At 30.9% G+C, this 17822-nt stretch carries 14 protein-coding genes, 4 tRNA genes and 1 pseudogene; 14 read left to right on the forward strand and 5 right to left on the reverse strand.

Features of this window, described 5'->3' with window-relative positions:
- Nucleotides 1–22: 22 nt before the first annotated feature.
- The gene (locus tag EBF09_RS09390) at nt 23–736 is read right to left on the reverse strand and encodes an SEL1-like repeat protein (protein ID WP_232817687.1); all 714 of its coding nucleotides are present in this window, start codon (nt 734–736) and stop codon (nt 23–25) included.
- Between the two features lie 832 nt (nt 737–1568).
- On the opposite strand from EBF09_RS09390, the gene EBF09_RS06945 reads away from it, so the two are divergent.
- Together EBF09_RS06945 and EBF09_RS06950 are read left to right on the forward strand one after the other, a co-directional pair.
- Complete coding sequence (locus EBF09_RS06945; protein WP_198672559.1) at nt 1569–2891, forward strand: MATE family efflux transporter; 1323 nt, start codon at nt 1569–1571, stop codon at nt 2889–2891.
- Between the two features lie 296 nt (nt 2892–3187).
- Nucleotides 3188–3367, forward strand: a complete 180-nt coding sequence (locus tag EBF09_RS06950; RefSeq protein WP_121764405.1) for a hypothetical protein — start codon at nt 3188–3190, stop codon at nt 3365–3367.
- A gap of 768 nt (nt 3368–4135) precedes the next feature.
- Here the strand turns inward: EBF09_RS06950 and EBF09_RS06955 are convergent.
- The 4 genes from EBF09_RS06955 to EBF09_RS06970 all read right to left on the reverse strand — a co-directional run bounded on the left by EBF09_RS06955 (nt 4136) and on the right by EBF09_RS06970 (nt 4514).
- Nucleotides 4136–4223, reverse strand: a tRNA-Ser gene (locus EBF09_RS06955).
- A 12-nt stretch (nt 4224–4235) separates the two neighbouring features.
- A tRNA-Cys gene (locus EBF09_RS06960) sits at nt 4236–4310 on the reverse strand.
- 13 nt (nt 4311–4323) lie between these two features.
- Nucleotides 4324–4410, reverse strand: a tRNA-Leu gene (locus tag EBF09_RS06965).
- Between the two features lie 29 nt (nt 4411–4439).
- Nucleotides 4440–4514: transfer RNA gene (locus EBF09_RS06970), tRNA-Gly, on the reverse strand.
- A gap of 135 nt (nt 4515–4649) precedes the next feature.
- Between EBF09_RS06970 and EBF09_RS06975 the strand changes: the two genes are divergently transcribed.
- The 12 genes and pseudogenes from EBF09_RS06975 to EBF09_RS07025 all read left to right on the forward strand — a co-directional run.
- Nucleotides 4650–5630 carry a hypothetical protein gene (locus EBF09_RS06975; RefSeq protein ID WP_121764406.1) on the forward strand — a complete coding sequence of 327 codons (981 nt, stop codon included), beginning with the start codon at nt 4650–4652 and terminating at the stop codon, nt 5628–5630.
- A 1-nt stretch (nt 5631) separates the two neighbouring features.
- The gene (locus tag EBF09_RS06980; protein WP_121764407.1) at nt 5632–6258 is read left to right on the forward strand and encodes a TlpA family protein disulfide reductase; all 627 of its coding nucleotides are present in this window, start codon (nt 5632–5634) and stop codon (nt 6256–6258) included.
- Nucleotides 6258–7145: a signal recognition particle-docking protein FtsY gene (gene ftsY, locus EBF09_RS06985; protein ID WP_121764408.1), complete on the forward strand. Its 888-nt coding sequence runs from the start codon at nt 6258–6260 to the stop codon at nt 7143–7145. The genes EBF09_RS06980 and ftsY overlap by 1 nt, the downstream gene beginning before the upstream one ends.
- A 2-nt stretch (nt 7146–7147) precedes the next feature.
- The gene (gene radA / locus EBF09_RS06990; protein WP_121764409.1) at nt 7148–8497 is read left to right on the forward strand and encodes a DNA repair protein RadA; all 1350 of its coding nucleotides are present in this window, start codon (nt 7148–7150) and stop codon (nt 8495–8497) included.
- Between the two features lie 89 nt (nt 8498–8586).
- Complete coding sequence (locus EBF09_RS06995; RefSeq protein ID WP_121764410.1) at nt 8587–10635, forward strand: glycosyltransferase family protein; 2049 nt, start codon at nt 8587–8589, stop codon at nt 10633–10635.
- Nucleotides 10632–11978: a CDP-glycerol glycerophosphotransferase family protein gene (locus tag EBF09_RS07000; RefSeq protein WP_121764411.1), complete on the forward strand. Its 1347-nt coding sequence runs from the start codon at nt 10632–10634 to the stop codon at nt 11976–11978. Before EBF09_RS06995 ends, EBF09_RS07000 begins: the two co-directional genes overlap by 4 nt.
- On the forward strand, nt 11971–13035 hold the full coding sequence (locus EBF09_RS07005) for a radical SAM protein (RefSeq protein ID WP_157978184.1): 1065 nt from the start codon (nt 11971–11973) through the stop codon (nt 13033–13035). Before EBF09_RS07000 ends, EBF09_RS07005 begins: the two co-directional genes overlap by 8 nt.
- Entirely contained in the window at nt 13035–14105 is a 1071-nt protein-coding gene (locus EBF09_RS07010) for a hypothetical protein (protein WP_121764413.1), read from the forward strand. Before EBF09_RS07005 ends, EBF09_RS07010 begins: the two co-directional genes overlap by 1 nt.
- 9 nt (nt 14106–14114) lie before the next feature.
- On the forward strand, nt 14115–15527 hold the full coding sequence (locus EBF09_RS07015; RefSeq protein WP_121764414.1) for a CDP-glycerol glycerophosphotransferase family protein: 1413 nt from the start codon (nt 14115–14117) through the stop codon (nt 15525–15527).
- Nucleotides 15527–17188: an asparagine synthase (glutamine-hydrolyzing) gene (gene asnB / locus EBF09_RS07020; protein ID WP_121764415.1), complete on the forward strand. Its 1662-nt coding sequence runs from the start codon at nt 15527–15529 to the stop codon at nt 17186–17188. Before EBF09_RS07015 ends, asnB begins: the two co-directional genes overlap by 1 nt.
- Nucleotides 17185–17316, forward strand: coding sequence for a hypothetical protein (locus EBF09_RS09480; protein ID WP_269801082.1), 132 nt, complete (start codon nt 17185–17187; stop codon nt 17314–17316). The genes asnB and EBF09_RS09480 overlap by 4 nt, the downstream gene beginning before the upstream one ends.
- Nucleotides 17313–17822, forward strand: a pseudogene (locus EBF09_RS07025) (capsular biosynthesis protein); the annotation flags it as partial. The gene EBF09_RS09480 and the pseudogene EBF09_RS07025, both read left to right, overlap by 4 nt.

Consider the following 17822-nt stretch of genomic DNA (forward strand, 5'->3'; position numbering starts at 1 on the left):
GAAAGCTCTTCAATGTAGTGTTCTATGTCTCTAGCATAGGTGCATGATTTTGTGTCATAGGAAAATTGCCTTTTGCACTTAGTGTTGTAGCTTTGCAGAGAAATTTGCAAAAGATAGATTTTAGATTTTTATCTTTAATGTTTTTAGGTAGGGAATAGTAGCAATAATCATAATATCCTGCTTTGCAAGATTTTAAAAAAAGCTCATAGGCTAAAGTGGGATTATCATTTATTTCTATAAAGGCTTGTGCAAAGCAAAATTTTTCATTTTTCTTGCATGCTTTAGTGCTTGGTTCTCTTGCTTTTTGTAAGTCTTGTTTAATCCCTATTTCCTCTGCTTTAAAATACAGATAGCCAAGTCCTCCGCACATCTCTATAATACCTAAATCACAATTTTCTTTCACAAAAGCAAAGGCAGCCTTTTTATCTTTTGTAAGGAGAACTGAAGTTTGGTGAAATAATACGTTGGGGACTTTTTGAAGGATAAAATTGTCTAAATTTGTTTGAAAGGTTTTTGTATCAATGTTTTTAAGCTCAAAATATAAATCATTTAAATTAAAGCAAAATGGAAGATATTTAAGATTGCAGGCTTTTTTATAAAGAATATAAGCAAAATCTATATTATAATCTAAACGCACTCCAGATATAAATTCATAGGCTAATGCGTTACAATCTTTGACATTATTGTTTAGGCAGGACTTTTGAAGCTTTTTTAGTGAAATTGAAAAACTCTTCACCTTTTGGAGTTTTTGAAAAATTTTCTTTCAAATCTTTGTTTAGAATCTCTTTTAAAATTTCATCTGTGTTTTGTGCACTTAAAGAAACAATAAGAGCTAATAATATATAGATAAACAAACTTTTCATAAATGAGACTATAGAGTTTTTGTATAAAATTTGCAATAAATTTATAGAAAGATAATTTCTGAATATATGGTAATTTTTGCTAAGGGTTTGAATAGATTAAAAAGCTTATGTGCAAATATTTTAGTTGAATTAAAAAGCGATGTATGAAGTGATATGACTTTATGCTTTATACAGCTAAAAATTCTAACTAAATGTTAATTTTTGGAATGCAAGTAATGTGAAGAGTATAAATGGAGTGTTTATGGAAGCAAAACCTTTTAAATAAAACTTAGATTTTTTGAAAGTAAATAGTGAAAAATTTATCCCTAAATATTTAAAAGAAGCCTTTTGGAAAAAACTACCCAGGTAGTGTATGGAATATTGTAAAATTAAAATAAGTAGAAGAAATTTTTAGAGTTTTTGTTGCTGTGTCATAAAAGTTATACTACTTAAAAAGTATTTTGGTATTAAGGGTGGCTTATTCCTAAATTTAAAAAACCTAAGTAGGTTTTTTTGTTATAATTAGCAACCAAGTTTTAAAAATAGTAGGCAATAAATGTTGAATGATTTTATAAGTTTTACTTTTGTGCTAAAACCAAATTTTAATAATTCTACAAATTTACAAGATTTCCAAGAAGCAATTAAAGGTATTCAATCACTTTATTAATCTTTATGAATTTTATTTATTTTTAAATATATAATAAAATTTAAGGAAGATTTATGCAAATACACGATTTTTATACTACATTACATCCGACAAAATTATTCTTAAAATGTGCGTTGCCAAATATGGCAAGTGCTGCATTTTTATGTGCTTATTTTATTATTGATGGAATTTTTGTGGGGCGTTATTTGGGGAGTGAGGCACTCGCTGCTATGAATTTAATGATGCCTTTTATTATGATAAGTTTTGCACTAGCTGATATGATAGCTATTGGTTCATCTGTGCAAATTTCTATGAATCTAGGTAGGGGCAAAATTCAAAAGGCTAAGAATATTTTTTCATTTTGTGTGATGATTATTTTTGCTATTTCTTGTATTATGGGGATTTTTGGTTATTTTTTAGCACTTGATTTAAGTAAAATAATGGGTGCAGATTCTTCTTTACAAAAGCTTTGTGTGGAATATATGCAAATCTTTGCACTTTTTGCACCTTTTATTATTATTTCTTTTGCACTAGATAATTATTTAAGAATTTGTGGCAAGACGCTTTATAGTATGGCTATAAATATTAGCATTGCACTTATTAATATTTTTTTAGATTGGCTTTTTATTGTGGTGTTTGGTTGGGGACTTTTTTCAGCGGCACTTGCAACTTGCATAGGTATGCTTTTTGGTGTGATTGCGGCGATAGCGATGCTTGTATTTGGGAGAGTGGTTTTAAAATTTAATGTTCCAAAAATCACATTTTATACTTTCAAAAATATCATTTATAATGGTTCTTCTGAGTTTTTTTCTAATATTTCTAGCTCGCTTTTTACGATTTTGGCTAATATGCTTTTGTTAAAAATTGCAAATAATACAGCAGTTGCTGCTTTTTCTATTGTTCTTTATGTAAGTTCTTTTGTGTTTAGTTTGATTTTAGCTACGTGTGATTCATTACAGCCTGCACTTAGTTATAACTATGGATTTAAAAATTTTGCACGCATTCAAGAGATTTTTAGGCAAATATTAGTGGGTGCATTTTTACTTTCTTTATGTGTGTTTTTGGTTATCTTTTTTAATGCTAGAGAGATTGTTTTGTTTTTTGATAAGCAAAATAATTTAGAATTTGTAAATCTTGCTACAACCGCACTAGCTTTATATGTTTTTTCGTTTTTGTTTTCTTGGTTTCCTAGACTTTGTGCCTCATTTTTTACCGCACTTGATAAGCCAAAGTTATCCTTAGTGATTTCTATTTTGCAAAGTCTTGCAGTTCCTTTTGTAGTTTTGGAGATACTAAGCTATTTCTATGGATTGAAAGGAGTGTGGCTAAGTAGCGTGGTTAGTGAAGTTTGTATGGTTTTAATCGCTTATTATTTGTTAAAGAAAAATCTTGCAATAAAATGAAGACATTAGGAAGTAAAACAATGGATTTAGAATAGGTATTGAAAATCAAATTATGCATAGAATGTATTTTTAATAAAAGTAGCTATAATATTTATAAAATATATTATAAAGCAAAGTTAGGTAATTAATTATGGTTGCTTTTTTATTGATGGACAAAATATTCCTTATAATTCATATGAAGATATACTAAATCTTGCAAAAACCAAGGGTAAAATTCTTCAAACTTTTATTTTTGCAAATGTAGAAAGTTCTTGGAGTAAGGAAAAATCAAACTCTTTGGTGCTATTCTTATTCTTATGGATGAAAATTGCGATGAATTTTTACACAAACAAGTGTTAGGATATATTAGAGAAAGACCTAAAGCGTTTTATTCTGTTATTAATGCAAGTAATGATAAAGATTTTATAAAAACAATCAAAATTATCCAAGAAGAAGATATGGAGGTTTTGGGAATTGGCTATAATAATCCTTTCTAAAGAGCTTATATGAGTATCTGATGGTTTTTGCACACTATTATTAAGAGAAAAGCAGAGGCAAAAATTTTTAAAAGAAGCGGAAAATATAGAAGAAGTTGTAAGGCTCAAAGATGAAGTTTTTAAAAATAAAGAAATTATTACTAAATTACAAAAAGAAAACTCTGAACTTAAACAACAAATCAATAAAGAAATTCAAAAATATGCCTCTTGTAAGCTAAAAGAAACCACAAAGGAATTGCATTTTGAATATAAATAAAATAGGTTTAATTATAAAAAGTGAGTTAGAGTTTTTCAAATAATATTTTGGAAGTAAATATAAGAATTAACTCATTACAGGTTAATCATAAAGTATATTATTGATAATGTAAATCTAGTTTGAAGTTTTTTGAATTTTAAAATTTAATATGAATTATTGGTTTTTTTATTAGTGAGTGATATTTTAAGACTATTTTTGAAAACTTATGGTGTGTTGTGTTTTAAGTGGAGATTGGGGAGAATTTATAGATTTAATTTATAGTTTTTTTAATTTTGTTTCAATTTAATAGATGACGAAACTTTCTAAAATAGCCAATCTTGTATTAATTATTGTTTTAACTTGCGTAATTTATTGAGAATAATACTTTTTATGCTAATTTTAACAAATTGGGAGCTTATTGTAAGCTTTTGGTGGGTTGTATTATTTAGCAATACTCAAAAATACTTTTGATAAAAATAAAATTATGGATTTTGATAGATAGAATATTTAATAAAGGATAAAGAAAGAAAAAGTGGCCGGGAGAGAGGGATTCGAACCCCCGGAGGTGTTACCCTCAACGGTTTTCAAGACCGCCGCTTTCGACCACTCAGCCATCTCCCGTGTTAGCCTCTTTGGAGGCGACACCCAGATTCGAACTGGGGAGTGAGAGCTTTGCAGGCTCCTGCCTTACCACTTGGCTATGTCGCCATTAAAATTATGGTGGTGCCCGGGGCCGGACTTGAACCGGCACGGACGCAATGTCCGAGGGATTTTAAGTCCCTTGTGTCTACCATTTCACCACCCGGGCAAATTTTATTAGGGATTTTTAAACATTAATGGAGCGGGAGACGGGGATCGAACCCGCGGCCCCAACCTTGGCAAGGTTATGCTCTACCACTGAGCTACTCCCGCAATTTGAGTATCAAAAAGAAAGACAAAATTATATCAATGCTTTTTTAAAAAATCAAGAGTTTTTATAAAAAAAGTCAAAAATTTATCAAAAAATTGCTAGAATATGCCAAAGATTTTAAAAACAAAGAGGAAAAAATGTTTAAAAAAGCCATTTTTATAAGCGTATTTATGGCGGTTTCTTTATTGAAGGGTGCAGAAGAATATGAAGTTTTAGGAAAGGAAGATTATTATCTTTTTGAACTTTTAAAAAAAGATTCTTATCTTTGGATTGTTAAAAAAGATGAAAAAGTTAAGGTGGTGCAAGATGCTAAAGAATGCCAAATTTTAACAAATAAAGATAATTTTTTAGAATTTGTTTGTAAGGATAAAGAAGAAAAGGAGCGAAAATTTACCTTAAAAAACGGAGAATTAGAATCTATAGTCTATAAAACAAAACCAAAGAGATATTTTACATTAGAGCGTCATAGGGTGAAATATAGTCTAAATGATGAACTAAAAGTGCCAAGTAAGATAGAAATTGAATTTTTTTGCTCTAATGAAAAAGGAATGCAAAAGATTCTAAATACATTATATGGACAAACTTTTGATTGCAAAAGTGCAAAAGAAATTTTTACACAAGAGGCAAAAAGTCTTATGCGGGGGCATTTAGAAAATCATCAAGAAATTTATTCTAAAGAAAGCACGCAAGATTATCTTATAAAACATCCTTGGCAAGATAGCATTAAAGATGATATTGTTTATTTTACAGAGGAATTTACTTTTTTTGATAGAGAAGAATGCCTTTATACAAAAGAGCATGCACAAACGCATTCACGCACAGGGATTGCTATCACAGAAGATGGGGAAGAAGTAGATTTTAACGATCAATTTGGGGGATTTTTAATCAGTTTAAAAAAGTTTTTATGGAATGAATATGTGGATTTATGCACTAAAATGGGTAAAAAACCTATGGTGAGCTTTGAAGATTTTGAAGTTTCTGGCTATAATTCGCGTGATTTTGAAGCTATAAGGTTTATTTATAAAGAAGGGGAGATTATGCCAAAAGAAATGGGGATTATTGAATTAAGATGGCCTTATAATGCAGAATTGAGTGCAGATATTAAGATAAAGGAATAAAATGAAAAATCAAATTGGCTTAATAGCGCTAATAGTGGCTTTATTGTTTGTAGGTTGTGAAAAGAGTGAAAAGGCAAGTGAAGAGAGTTTGCAAGAACCACAAAATAAAGTCTTAAAACATCTTGTTTTGGATATAAAAACAGATAAAATCATCATTTATCAAGAAAAAGAAGATAAGGGTAATTTTAAAAGTATAGATGCCCAACAAGGAAATGTTTTTAAAGAGATTAAAGTAGCTTTAGAGAGCAAAAAAGCAACCATGCTATTTTTCTTTACAACTTGGTGTGAGCCTTGTTCTGGAATGATACCGCATTTAGAGAATCTTAAAAAACAATATGGGGATAAGGTGGAGATAGTTGGGATACCTATTGATGATTTGGTAGGAGAGTTTGAAAACTTGCAAGAGAGTGTAAATATTTTTAAAAGTGAGAATGCTGTAAGTTTTCCTTTATTTTTGGGTGAAGAGAGAAAAGCTTTATATGAGGCATTAGGAAGTATTGATGGGATACCACTTTTAGTGATTTATGATGAAATGGGGGATTATGTGATAAATTATTTAGGGGCAATTCCAGAAGAAATGATTGAATTTAATCTCACACAAGCCATTACAAAATTAAAGGTGCAATAATGTTTGAACTACTTAAAAAAACTTTACAAAAAACCACGCAAAATATTAGGGAGATTTTACCCAAAGCACAAAAAAAGCTAAGCAAAGAAGAGCTAGAAGAGATACTTATTTCTACGGATATGGATTATGATTTAGTGGAGTTAATCCTTTCTCCTTTGGGGGAAGAGATTAGCAAAAATGAGCTAGAAGTAGCACTGCTGCGACTTTTTAGGGGGGAGAGCTATTATGATAAGGTGCAAGAAAAAAAAATAGAAGCAAGTCCTTTTGTGGATTTAATCATCGGTGTAAATGGAGCGGGTAAAACCACAAGCATTGCAAAACTTGCAAATCTTTATAAAAAAGAAGGGAAAAGCGTTCTTTTAGGAGCGGGGGATACTTTTAGAGCTGCAGCAATTGAGCAAATTAGCCTTTGGGGGGAGAGACTAAAAATACCAGTAATCTCTTCAAAACAGGGGCATGATCCAAGTGCGGTTGCCTTTGATACCATTACTTCAGCAGTCGCAAAAAAGATAGATAGGGTAATCATCGATACTGCAGGGAGATTGCATAATCAAAGTAATTTACAGCAAGAGTTGCAAAAGATTATGAGAATCTGCAATAAAGCAAAAGAGGGTGCACCGCATAGAAAAATTTTAATTTTAGATGGCACACAAGGCACTTCAAGCCTTGATCAAGCAAAGATTTTTTCACAAACTTTAGGTGGAATTGATGGAGTGATTGTTACTAAGCTAGATGGAACGAGCAAGGGGGGAGCTATTTTTAGTATTATCCATTCTTTGCGTGTGCCTATTTTATATATCGGTGTGGGCGAGGGTGCAGATGATTTAATCAAGTTTGATGAGGCAGAATACATTAAGACGATTTTAGATTCTATTTATGAGGGCTAAAAATGGCTAAAAAGAAAGCACAAATCTATGAATGCCAGCATTGTGGATTCCAAAGCTCTAAATGGCTTGGGAAATGTTCTAATTGTGGAGCATGGGAGAGCTTTTTGGAGCTAAAAGAAGAGCATATTAGTGCATTTAAGAGTGTGGGAGTAAATTTTGCTTCTAAAGTTGTGCCAATTAGCGAGGTAAAGGAGGAAGAATTTACGCGTTTTAGCTCAGGGGAAGCGGAACTTGATATTGTGCTTGGAGGAGGGATTGTCCTTGGGGGAATGTATCTTGTAGGGGGGAGTCCGGGTGTTGGGAAATCTACACTTTTACTTAAAATTTCAAGCAATTTAGCCAAAAGTGGCAAAAATGTGCTTTATGTGAGTGGTGAGGAGAGTGGCTCACAGATTAGAATGCGTGCAGAAAGATTGGGTGCTATGAGTGAGAATCTTTATTTATTAAACGAGATAAAACTAGAAGAAATCCTAGCACAAACGCTTATGGGAGAGCGTAATTACACAATGCTAGTCATTGATAGTATCCAAACACTTTATAGTGAGAAGATTGGTTCAAGCCCCGGGAGTGTATCGCAAGTTAGAGAAGTTACTTTTGAGCTTATGCGACTTGCTAAAGAGAGGGGGATTTGTGTGTTTATTATCGGACACATTACTAAAGAGGGCTCTATCGCAGGGCCTAGGATTTTAGAGCATATGGTGGATTGTGTGCTGTATTTCGAGGGAGATTCTAGTCGGGAATTGCGATTTTTGCGAGGGTTTAAGAATCGTTTTGGAAATACGAGTGAGGTTGGGATTTTTGAGATGAAAAGCAATGGACTTGTAGGGGCTAAGGAGGCTTCTAAGATCTTTTTTACTTCTAAAACTTCAAATCCAGGCAGTGCTTTAAGCGTGGTGCTAGAAGGGAGTAGAGCACTTGTGCTAGAGGTACAAGCGTTGGTTAGTGATTGTGCTTATGGAATGCCAAAGCGTTCTAGCACTGGATTTGACAGTAATCGGCTAAATATGATACTAGCACTTTTGGAGCGAAAGCTTGAAATTCCGCTTAATAGATATGATGTTTTTATAAATGTTACAGGTGGAATTAAGATAATGGAAACTTCAGCGGATTTAGCGGTTGTAGCAGCGATTCTTTCAAGTTTTAGAAATAGGGCACTTTCAAATAGTAGCGTATTTATCGGAGAGGTAAGTTTAGTAGGAGATATAAGGGAAGTGACTAATACAGAGCAAAGATTAAAAGAGGCGATTTCGCTTGGGATTGAGAAGGCCATTTTACCCAAAAAACCTAAGCAGGATTTAAAGATAAAATGCTTTGGGGTGCAAGAGGTTACAAAGATTATTGATTGGATGTAGAAAGGTGGTTATAGAGAAAATAAGCTTTTTTTCTATAAAGTTTTGCTAGAATTAGCCGATATAGTTAAAAAATATTTTAAGAAGTATGCATGCAGTTACAAACACAAGAGATTTTAAAGCGACTAGAAGAAGCAAAAAGTAAAAAAGAGCTCAATGAAGCGATGGTTTTAATCCGTGCTTTTGGGCAAGATTGGCAAGAAAGTTTAGAAAAAGAAACAAAAGAAGAAATTGTTAGTAAGATTAGAGAAAAAGTTTTAAGTATTATCATTGAAAAAGGCGATGTGCCAGATAGGGAGATTTTATGGGCTTATGGGCTTATGGAGGGTGTCAGCAAAGATGAGCGGTTTTTAAAATATATAAATTTATGTGCTCCTTATATAAAAGATACTAATCTTTCTTATTATGAGAGATTGCTTTTTGCGGATTTTAGTAGTGTGGCATTGTTGCTTGCTGGAGAGAGAGAAGAGGCGGTTAAGCACTTTTTATCCTTAGTGGTGTATTTGAGCTTAAGGGAGAATTATGTAATTTCTCTTAATGAATTTTTGCTAGGCTTTTTGCCTTATTATAAAATACCTATTGAATGGATTTTAAAGATTCAAGAAGACACATTTGAGAGCGAGTATTTTTGGGGTTTAGATGATTTTAACAAACGAAATGTATTTTTGTGGTCTATGCATGTTTTTTGGAATGTGAAGCATTATTTTAATGATTTAAAATGGAGGGAGAACTTTCCGCTTTGGTTAGAGGTTTTAACAAGACTTTTAAAAGAGGGGAATTTAGATTTTGCTATGTATGTGGATTTTTATATCTACCATAAATTTGGAAATTCTGCCCAGCTTGATGAGGATTGGGAAGAGTTTAATCAAAAAGTCGTTAAGCTTGTAGAGCCTTACTATATAGAGTATGCTAAAACTTTGCCAAAGTGTAAAGAAAAAGTAAGCGAGGGTAAGAAAAAAATCGCAATTTTAAAAGATAGGGTTGTGGAGAACTCCCCTTTTAAAGTGGAATATTCACTTATTAAAGCACTTTTAAGCAATGAAGAATTTAAAAAAGAATATGAAATAATCGTTTATAGTATGAATTATGTGCAAAAGAGCGAAGATAATCTAGAATTAGCACAAGAGCTTTGCAATCTTGGGATAAAGTTTATAAATCCAGTATTCCAGATTGTAAAAGAGCAAAGTTATTATGTTTCACATCTACAAAAAGCCTTACTTTTAAGAGAATCTATTTTAAGCGAAGGGGTGGATATTCTAATTTCTAATGGGCCTTTAGATGGGAGTGATTTTTTGCTAGCTACTAGAAGTGCTCCACGCCAACTTTATTGGTCACATGGGAATGGAAGCTATGATATAGAGGGTATTGATGGGAGGATTAGCCATTTTAACCCTAAGAGTAAGTTTAGTTTTAAGAATTTTTCTGTTCCTATGGATATTGAAAAATTTTATAATCCTCCTATAGATGAGAATATTATTACTAAAGAGAAAGAAAAATATCCTATTAAAGATGATACGGTTGTTTTGGGTGTGATTGGAAGATTGGTAAAGATTGATAGTGATGAATATTTGCACTGCATTGCAGAAGTGATGAAAAAGCATAAAAATACAATATTTATCGCAGCGGGTAGCGGAAATATACCACTTATTAGACAAAAAGTGGAAGTACTTGGCATTAGTGAGAGATTTTTCATGCCTGGATTTGTCAATCCGCATGTGTATGGGCATATCATTGATATATTTTGTAATACATTTCCACTTGAACAAGGGGAGAGTATTGCAGAATATGCTGCAAAATCAAGAGGGGCATATATTAGTTTAATTGCTTCAATGGAGGCAAGAAGAAAGGTAGTTTATGAAAATTGCTATGGGCAAGATGCGATATTGTGGCAGAATGCTTGTAAGCAATTAAAAATAGATTTTAAGCAAATATATTATGAAGCATATGAAGGAATATTTGATATTATGCAACCTGACACTATTGAGGGTTATATAAGTGGTATTTCTTATTTTGTGCAACATGATAAAGAAAAAGTTAAAAAAGTTAAAAAAGTTATTAAAGAACATAAAGAAGTTTTTGCTATTGTGCAAAATACTAAGATGGTAAATGCTATGTTGGGATTTATAAAGGGAATTGTGTGAGATATTTTATATATCCTAAAGGTGTGAATGGTGAGGGCATTGGACATATTTTAACACTGCTTGAGCCAAAAGCGGAAATTTGTTTTATAGATGATAATAACAAAAAGGATAGCTTAGAAGTTAAAGTTTTAGAAATTGATAAGAATGATTTAGTTTTAAATGCTTCAACAAAATATTATAAAGAAATACAAAACAAGTTAAGTAGATATGGAATTTCCTCTCTTAATGGAATTGAATTTTGCGGTAAGCTTTTAAAAGAGACAATAGAGATATACAAAAAGCAAAATAAGTATAATTTTTATATTGGAATTGTCATTAGCAATAAATATATAGAGGGGCATTTTGTAAAAATAGATGAGGAGTTAAGCAAACTTAATTTTGGTATTATTTATTTTGTTTTTACTAAAGAACTATATGAAAAATATGCTCAAAAAAGCTTTTGTGTTTTAGCTCCTCATACAATTTTAGAAACTATTGATAATGTGGATATGATGTTGCTAGCTAATGGTGAACCAACGCATAAAAATGTTGTTAGTGTTGATTTTACGCATGGATTTCAAGGTTCTAGCGTGTATCTGTTTGATCAGAATGTATTTGATAAAGATTTTTTTTATCATGTTTGTTCTTGTTTGGATTATAGAATTTGTGGAGCTAAAAAAATAGAGAAAGTCAATAAAGAATGTTTTGAGAAGTTTGAGAGTAAAACTAAAAGTTTAAGGCTTGGTTATATGAAGCTTTCAAAAGATTATCAAGAATATTGCAAATTTTTGCAAAATAAAAAAAGAATCGATGAAGAATTTGTATTGCTTTCATTTACATATTTGGATAATTTAGAGATTTACAAGCAAATAATAGAAGCTAGTTTAAGTCTTAAAAAGAAAGTGGTTATTTCTCCACATCCAGTTTATGCCGATAAAATTATTGGAAATATGCAAAAAGATTTAAAAAATAATGAAAATGTGTTTTTAAATACTGATTTTTTATCACGCTTTGAAATGTTTGCTAGATCTTTTTGTCTTATTACAGATTGTTCTTCAATGGGATATACCTATCCTTTAACTACTGCTAAGCCTACTATTGTATATACCGAAGATAAAGAACATTATTTTTCATTAAAATTTGGCGAAGAACATTACTTTGATGAAAGGTTAATGTTTTTTTGTAAGGGAACTAAAGAGATAAAAAGCGTATTTAATCAAATTGAGCTTTCTATAAAACAAGGTGATTACCAAAAGAAAATTGAAGATTATAGGAATTATGAATGTTTTAATTTTTATAATGCTAAAGAAAAAACCATTGAATGGATACAAGAATATTTTAATAATAAGGAAAAAAATGGATAAAATTCTTAATATAAAAGTTACTTCAAAATGCAATTATAAGTGTGGCATGTGTCCTTTTCATGGAGAAGGGTATAGCACAGATTATTTTGGAGAGCGTCCAGAGTGGGTGGGAGAAATAAAGCCAGAAGACTTTGAGGAAATGATTAAAAAAGCAAAAGATTATGGGATAAATACTATTGATTTTACCCCAAATGGAGAGTTTTTTACTTATAAAAAATGGAGAGAGGTTTTAGCAATAGTTCAAAAATATGGTATGAATTCTATGCTCACTACAAATGGAGGGTTGCTTACTAAAAATGATATTAAAGAAGCAGTAGAATTGGGATTGTCTCATGTGGCACTTAGTATTGATTCGGTTAAATATGAAACTTATAAAATAGTGCGTAAACCTGCTACTAAACAAGCATTTGAAAATGCGATTTATGCGCCTATTTATTTTAAAGAGTTTTCAGATTCTCTGCGGGGGGGGGGGCTTTATGTGCAAGTTCAATTTACTAAGCAAAAAGAAAATGAAGATGAGGTGGATTCTATGTTAGAGTTTTATCAGCCTTATAAACTTAATCAAATTAGTGTTAATGAAATGTTTAAAACTTCAGAGGAGGGTATTGTATATGAGGCTGTAAAAAATAAGCAACCAAGTTATCAAGTTGGAACTTGTGCAAGTTATGGTAATAGCTATTTAGTGCAACAAGATGGAAGTGTGCTTGGGTGTTGTGGGCAATTTTATTTTTATCCACAAATTAGAGAGAAAATTCCAAATATTTTTAAACAAAGTTTAGAGGAATGTATCAAGCAATCTGACTTTTTATATAAAAATGATGAAAAATTTATTAATTATTGCAAAAAATGTTCTTTGTATTCAGTAAATAATCAAGAAACTTTGAGGAAAAAATTTATTAAAAATGGCTATTTTGCGATGCAATATGACTTGGGAACCAGATATTTTGTAATTCCAGATGCTTTAAAAAATATTCCAGAGGAAATTTTGTTATTTATGTATGAAAAGGGAATGGTAAGTGAGATTAAAAAATTTATTCAAAATAATAAGGAGAAATAATGGGATTTTATAAAGAAGATTATCAACAAATTGAGTTTTTGTTGGAAAATGACTATGTTAAAAAAGGTTTTAATGTTGTTGAATGTGGTTCGCAGGATTTAACAGAAAATAGGGAAGGGCAATCTATTCATAATTCAAAAGAAAGAAAAAGCGCAAAAATTGTTTATGAAAATTATGGAGCTAGTCATTATGAATGCATTGATTTAGAAGGTTATCATAATGCACATCGTTTTGATTTGGGGAAAGATTTAAAAAAAGAATATGGTTATGAAAAACAATTTGATGTAGTAACTTGTAAGGATATTGGACATTGGGTATTCAATCAAGAGATGTTATTTACCAATTTGCATAATTTATGTAAAAAAGATGGTGTAATTATTTGGCGTTCTCCTCTTGGTGGAGGTTTTGCACAAGGATGTTATTCATATCATCATTATAAAATTTTACAACTTGCTTTTGCTAATAATTATTTGCTATTGGGGGGGGGGTGCTATATTACTGAGTATTTACATGCTACAGATTGTGGTAAATTTGAATCTTATGACAGAAAAGAAGCAGAAAGAATTAAAATGGAAAATCCAGGTGAGTTTGTAAAAGCCGTAGAAGAATATATGGGTAGAAAAGATAGCTGGAGATATTTGCCTTTAGAAAGAGGGTTGCCATCGGTATCGCCAACACTTATTTTTTTAAAGCAAGACGAGAAGCCTTTTAATCCTCCTTTATTTTATTATGATAAAAGTGAAGAGACGATAAAAAGAAATGCAAAGAGTGTTTTACAAAATTGTTTTCCTGAGGTTATTAAAGGAAAAATAGCGATTTTTGGTGCAGCTTATGCAGGAAAATTGGCAAATATTTTTGCTAAAGAAGCAGCAGTTGAGGTGCTTTGTTTTATAGATGATTATAAAACAGGTTTTTATGAGGATAGAGAAATTGTAAATGTGGATTATTTTAATAGCCACTTAGCTAACCAATGTGATTTTGTGTTGGTTGGACCTTCTCAAAAAGGTGAGATTGATGGGCGTGTAAGTATCCCTGCATGTCGTTTATATGAGTATTGGTTTGTTGGTTAAGGAAAGTAAATGCATTATTATATTTACCCTAAGAACTGGGATGGAGAAGATGTAGTTTTAAATTTATCTAAAATTGAAAAAGAGGCAACTTTTAGTTTTATTGATGATTCTGAACCGGCTTTATCTTTAGATAAAGTAGCTAATAAGATTAAAAATGATAAAGAAGGCTTGGTTCTAATTGTTTCAAAATATAGATATTTTGATTTAGAAGAAAAGCTTATAAATTATGGAATAAATAACTATGCTGATGGGTTGGTATTTTGTGCTGATAAGATTGATAAATACTATAAAAAATATTTTTTAACAAATGGAAATAATTGCAGTGTTGGACTCTTGGTTACACAATTGCCGCATTCAGAACATGTAAGAGGAATTGCAATAGAATTAGAAAATAGAAGCATTCCTATTGTATTTTTTGTAACAGATATTGCAAACTATCATGAATACCAAAATAAATATCGGAATTCTTATGTAATTATAGCAAGGTGTGATTTATTGGAATATATAAAATGCGTAAGTATTATGCATGTAACTTCCCATTATGCAAAAGTTCATTCTAGTGTTATTTCTATTTTAAATCCTCAAGGTTTATTAGATCCTGTTCAAAATTATTTTTATTTTACAAAAGAAGGGGCAGATAGTCTAATTGGTAGCCGTGTAAATTTTGATTATATTTTTTGCCATACAAAAGAAATGCAAAAGTTTTATCAAAGTTTTTTGGGTAGTCTTGCTCATCCATCTAAATTTGTATTTGTTGGATATCCTAGCTTAGATTCTTATCTTCAAGAAATTGGCGATATGGATGTGAATAAAAGTGATAAAAAAACTGTAATAGTAGCTTTTACAATCTCTAAATTAAGAGAGGATGGTTCAGATATGAGCGGAATTAATCAAGAAAATATTACGCAGATTATTACACGACTATTACAAGAAAGATATAAGGTCATTTTTAGACCGCATCCTGAAAGTTGTAAAGCTATTTTTATGCAAAATATCATTAAAGCATTTAAAGGGAATGAAGGCTTTGTTTATGATGATGCACCAAGATTATCAAGGCAAATTATGCAAGAGGCTTTGACGATTATTGGTAATGGTTCTAGTGTAATGCAAACTTTTCCTTTGGCTACTAAAAAGCCAGCAGTTATGTTTATGCCAGAGATTGATTTTTTATCAGATAATAAAAGTCTTAAGAGTTTAATTGTTAATCCAAAATTGCATTTGATGGCACATAGTGTTGATGAGATTATAAAATGTTTAGAGAAATTGCAAAATGGGAATGAAAAATATCAAGATGAAATTTTGCAATACTATAAAAATAATATTGATTGCAATAATGGTCGGGGGGGGGGGCAAATAATTGTGGATTTTTTTGAAAAATTGCTCCATAGAATACAAAAGTTGAATGATAGGTTAAATAATTAATGTGTGGGATTGTAGGTGTATATTGTAAAAAAAGTAGTGCTGTATTAGAAAAATTTAAGGCAGGATTGAAAGAAATTTCTCACAGAGGACCAGATTATCAGAATTTTGTGGAAATTGATTTTAAAGATAAGCAGTTATTATTGGGTCATGCAAGATTATCAATTTTGGATTTAGATAGTCGTTCTAATCAGCCTATGTCTTTTGGAGAAAAATATACCCTTATCTTTAATGGAGAAATTTATAATTATTTAGAGTTAAAACAAGAATTATTTTTGAAAGGATATAGGTTTAATACACAAGGTGATGGGGAGGTATTGCTCTGTGCTTATGATTATTGGGGGGAATCTTGTGTAGAGCATTTTAATGGTATGTGGGCGTTTGCTTTATATGACAAAGTAAAAGAGAAGATTTTTTGCAGTCGTGATCGCTTTGGAGAAAAACCTTTTTTTTATTTTTATGATGAAGAACAATTTGTTTTTGCTTCAGAAATTAAGGCTATTTTACCATTTTTGGAAAAAAGAGAAGCGAATATACCTGCAATAATTCCCTTTATTATTAGAGGCAATATTGATTGTTATAAAAATGAAACTTTTTTTAAAGATATTTTTAGGTTAGAGCCATCTTGTAATATGGTTATTGATTTAAAAGAGCTTAAAATACAAAAAACTGCTTACTATGCCCTCACAAAGAAAGAGATTGATACTAGTAATTTTTATGTAAAAACTAAGGAATTATTGGAAGATTCTATAAGATTAAGATTGCGTAGTGATGTGAAAATTGGAGGTTGTTTAAGTGGTGGATTAGATAGTTCTTGTGTGAATGCGCTTATTACAAAATATCATCCTAAAAAAGAAGAATTTATAGCAATCCATGCAAAATCTTCATTAACTTCCAGTGATGAAAGTAAATGGGCTAGAGAGGTGGCAAAGTATTTAGGGATTAATTTGTGTGTTATAGAACCCAGTAAAAAAGATTTTTTTGAAACGCTTGAAAGGGTAATGTTGGTTCAAGATGAGCCTTTTGGAAGCACCTCTATTTATATGCAATATTTTGTTATGCAAACAGCAAGAGAACTTGGAATTAAAGTGATGTTTGATGGACAGGGTGCTGATGAGGTTTTTTTAGGGTATGAGAGCTATTTGGATAAAATTTATAGAGAAGCCTTAAAAGCAAATATAAGTGAGGAGGAATTTTTTAGAAATTTGAAAAGTTTTAGATACTCTAAAGAGCTTGTTATTGCAGAATATAATAAGACTAATGATGTAGATTTTGATTTTGATAGGATTTTACAAAGAAGTAATATTAAAGCTAAATTTTTAAATAAAGAGATGTTTAAAGATATATTTGGTTATAAAGATTTTGAAACTTTTAATAGAAAGATTATTATGCGAAATGGATTGCAAGCATTATTGCGTTATGAAGATAGAGATTCTATGGTATTTGGTATAGAGACCCGTTTGCCTTATTTGGATTATAGGTTGGTGGATTTTGTTTTTTCTTTGCCTATAGATTTAAAGTTCCAAAAAGGATATTTGAAATATCTTTTAAGAAAAAGCATGGAAGGGTTGTTGCCTCAGAATATTTTATACCGCTATAATAAAATGGGATTTGAATCTCCGCAAAGTTTATGGTTGGGGGGGGGGTGTTTAAAAGAGAAATGAAAAAAACCATTGAAGATTCTAAAATTTTAAGAAAAATTTTTTTGAAAGTAGAAATTAGAGAAGAAAATTTTTTATGGAGATTGTATAATATTGCAAAATGGGAAGAACTTTATAGGATTAGCGAATGAAAAAAATATGTATTGTGTGCGAAGGTAATACATTGCAAGAACCTAGAACAAATAGATTAATTACTGCCTTAAAGGGTAATAACTTACTTAGTGTTGTAGGGATAGGAATAACTAGAAGTAATAGTTTTAAAGGGGAAATTTTTAATTATAAGACTCCAAAAAAACGGAATAAAGAAGAAGAAAGGCAGCTTGAGAAAGATGTGGCAAATAAAAACTATTTAAAACTTGTAAAAATTCCTACGCGTCTTCCCATAGGGGATTTTTTGTTAAATCGTGAATTTGATGTGATTTTTTGTCATGATCTTGTGCTGTTGCCTATTGTTCTTGAGAATAAAAAGAATGCTAAAGTGATTTTTGATGCAAGAGAATATTATCCAAGACAATTGGAAAATAACGAAAGGTGGCTAAGATTATTTGCGGATTTTAACGATTACCTATGCAAAACCTATCTTCCTAAGGTAGATTATATGTATACAGTGTGTGAGGGAATTGCAGAAGAATATCAA

The sequence above is a fragment of the Helicobacter burdigaliensis genome (assembly GCF_003670295.1).
GTDB lineage: Bacteria > Campylobacterota > Campylobacteria > Campylobacterales > Helicobacteraceae > Helicobacter_D > Helicobacter_D burdigaliensis.

Bases quoted from the DNA above. Each gene is read 5' to 3' on its own strand.
- ftsY (WP_121764408.1), top strand. From the start codon at position 6,258: ATGTTTGAACTACTTAAAAAAACTTTACAAAAAACCACGCAAAATATT.
- EBF09_RS07005 (WP_157978184.1), top strand. From the start codon at position 11,971: ATGGATAAAATTCTTAATATAAAAGTTACTTCAAAATGCAATTATAAG.
- EBF09_RS06950 (WP_121764405.1), top strand. From the start codon at position 3,188: ATGGATGAAAATTGCGATGAATTTTTACACAAACAAGTGTTAGGATAT.
- EBF09_RS07015 (WP_121764414.1), top strand. From the start codon at position 14,115: ATGCATTATTATATTTACCCTAAGAACTGGGATGGAGAAGATGTAGTT.
- EBF09_RS09480 (WP_269801082.1), top strand. From the start codon at position 17,185: ATGAAAAAAACCATTGAAGATTCTAAAATTTTAAGAAAAATTTTTTTG.
- EBF09_RS06995 (WP_121764410.1), top strand. From the start codon at position 8,587: ATGCAGTTACAAACACAAGAGATTTTAAAGCGACTAGAAGAAGCAAAA.
- EBF09_RS07010 (WP_121764413.1), top strand. From the start codon at position 13,035: ATGGGATTTTATAAAGAAGATTATCAACAAATTGAGTTTTTGTTGGAA.
- radA (WP_121764409.1), top strand. From the start codon at position 7,148: ATGGCTAAAAAGAAAGCACAAATCTATGAATGCCAGCATTGTGGATTC.
- asnB (WP_121764415.1), top strand. From the start codon at position 15,527: ATGTGTGGGATTGTAGGTGTATATTGTAAAAAAAGTAGTGCTGTATTA.
- EBF09_RS06980 (WP_121764407.1), top strand. From the start codon at position 5,632: ATGAAAAATCAAATTGGCTTAATAGCGCTAATAGTGGCTTTATTGTTT.
- EBF09_RS06975 (WP_121764406.1), top strand. From the start codon at position 4,650: ATGTTTAAAAAAGCCATTTTTATAAGCGTATTTATGGCGGTTTCTTTA.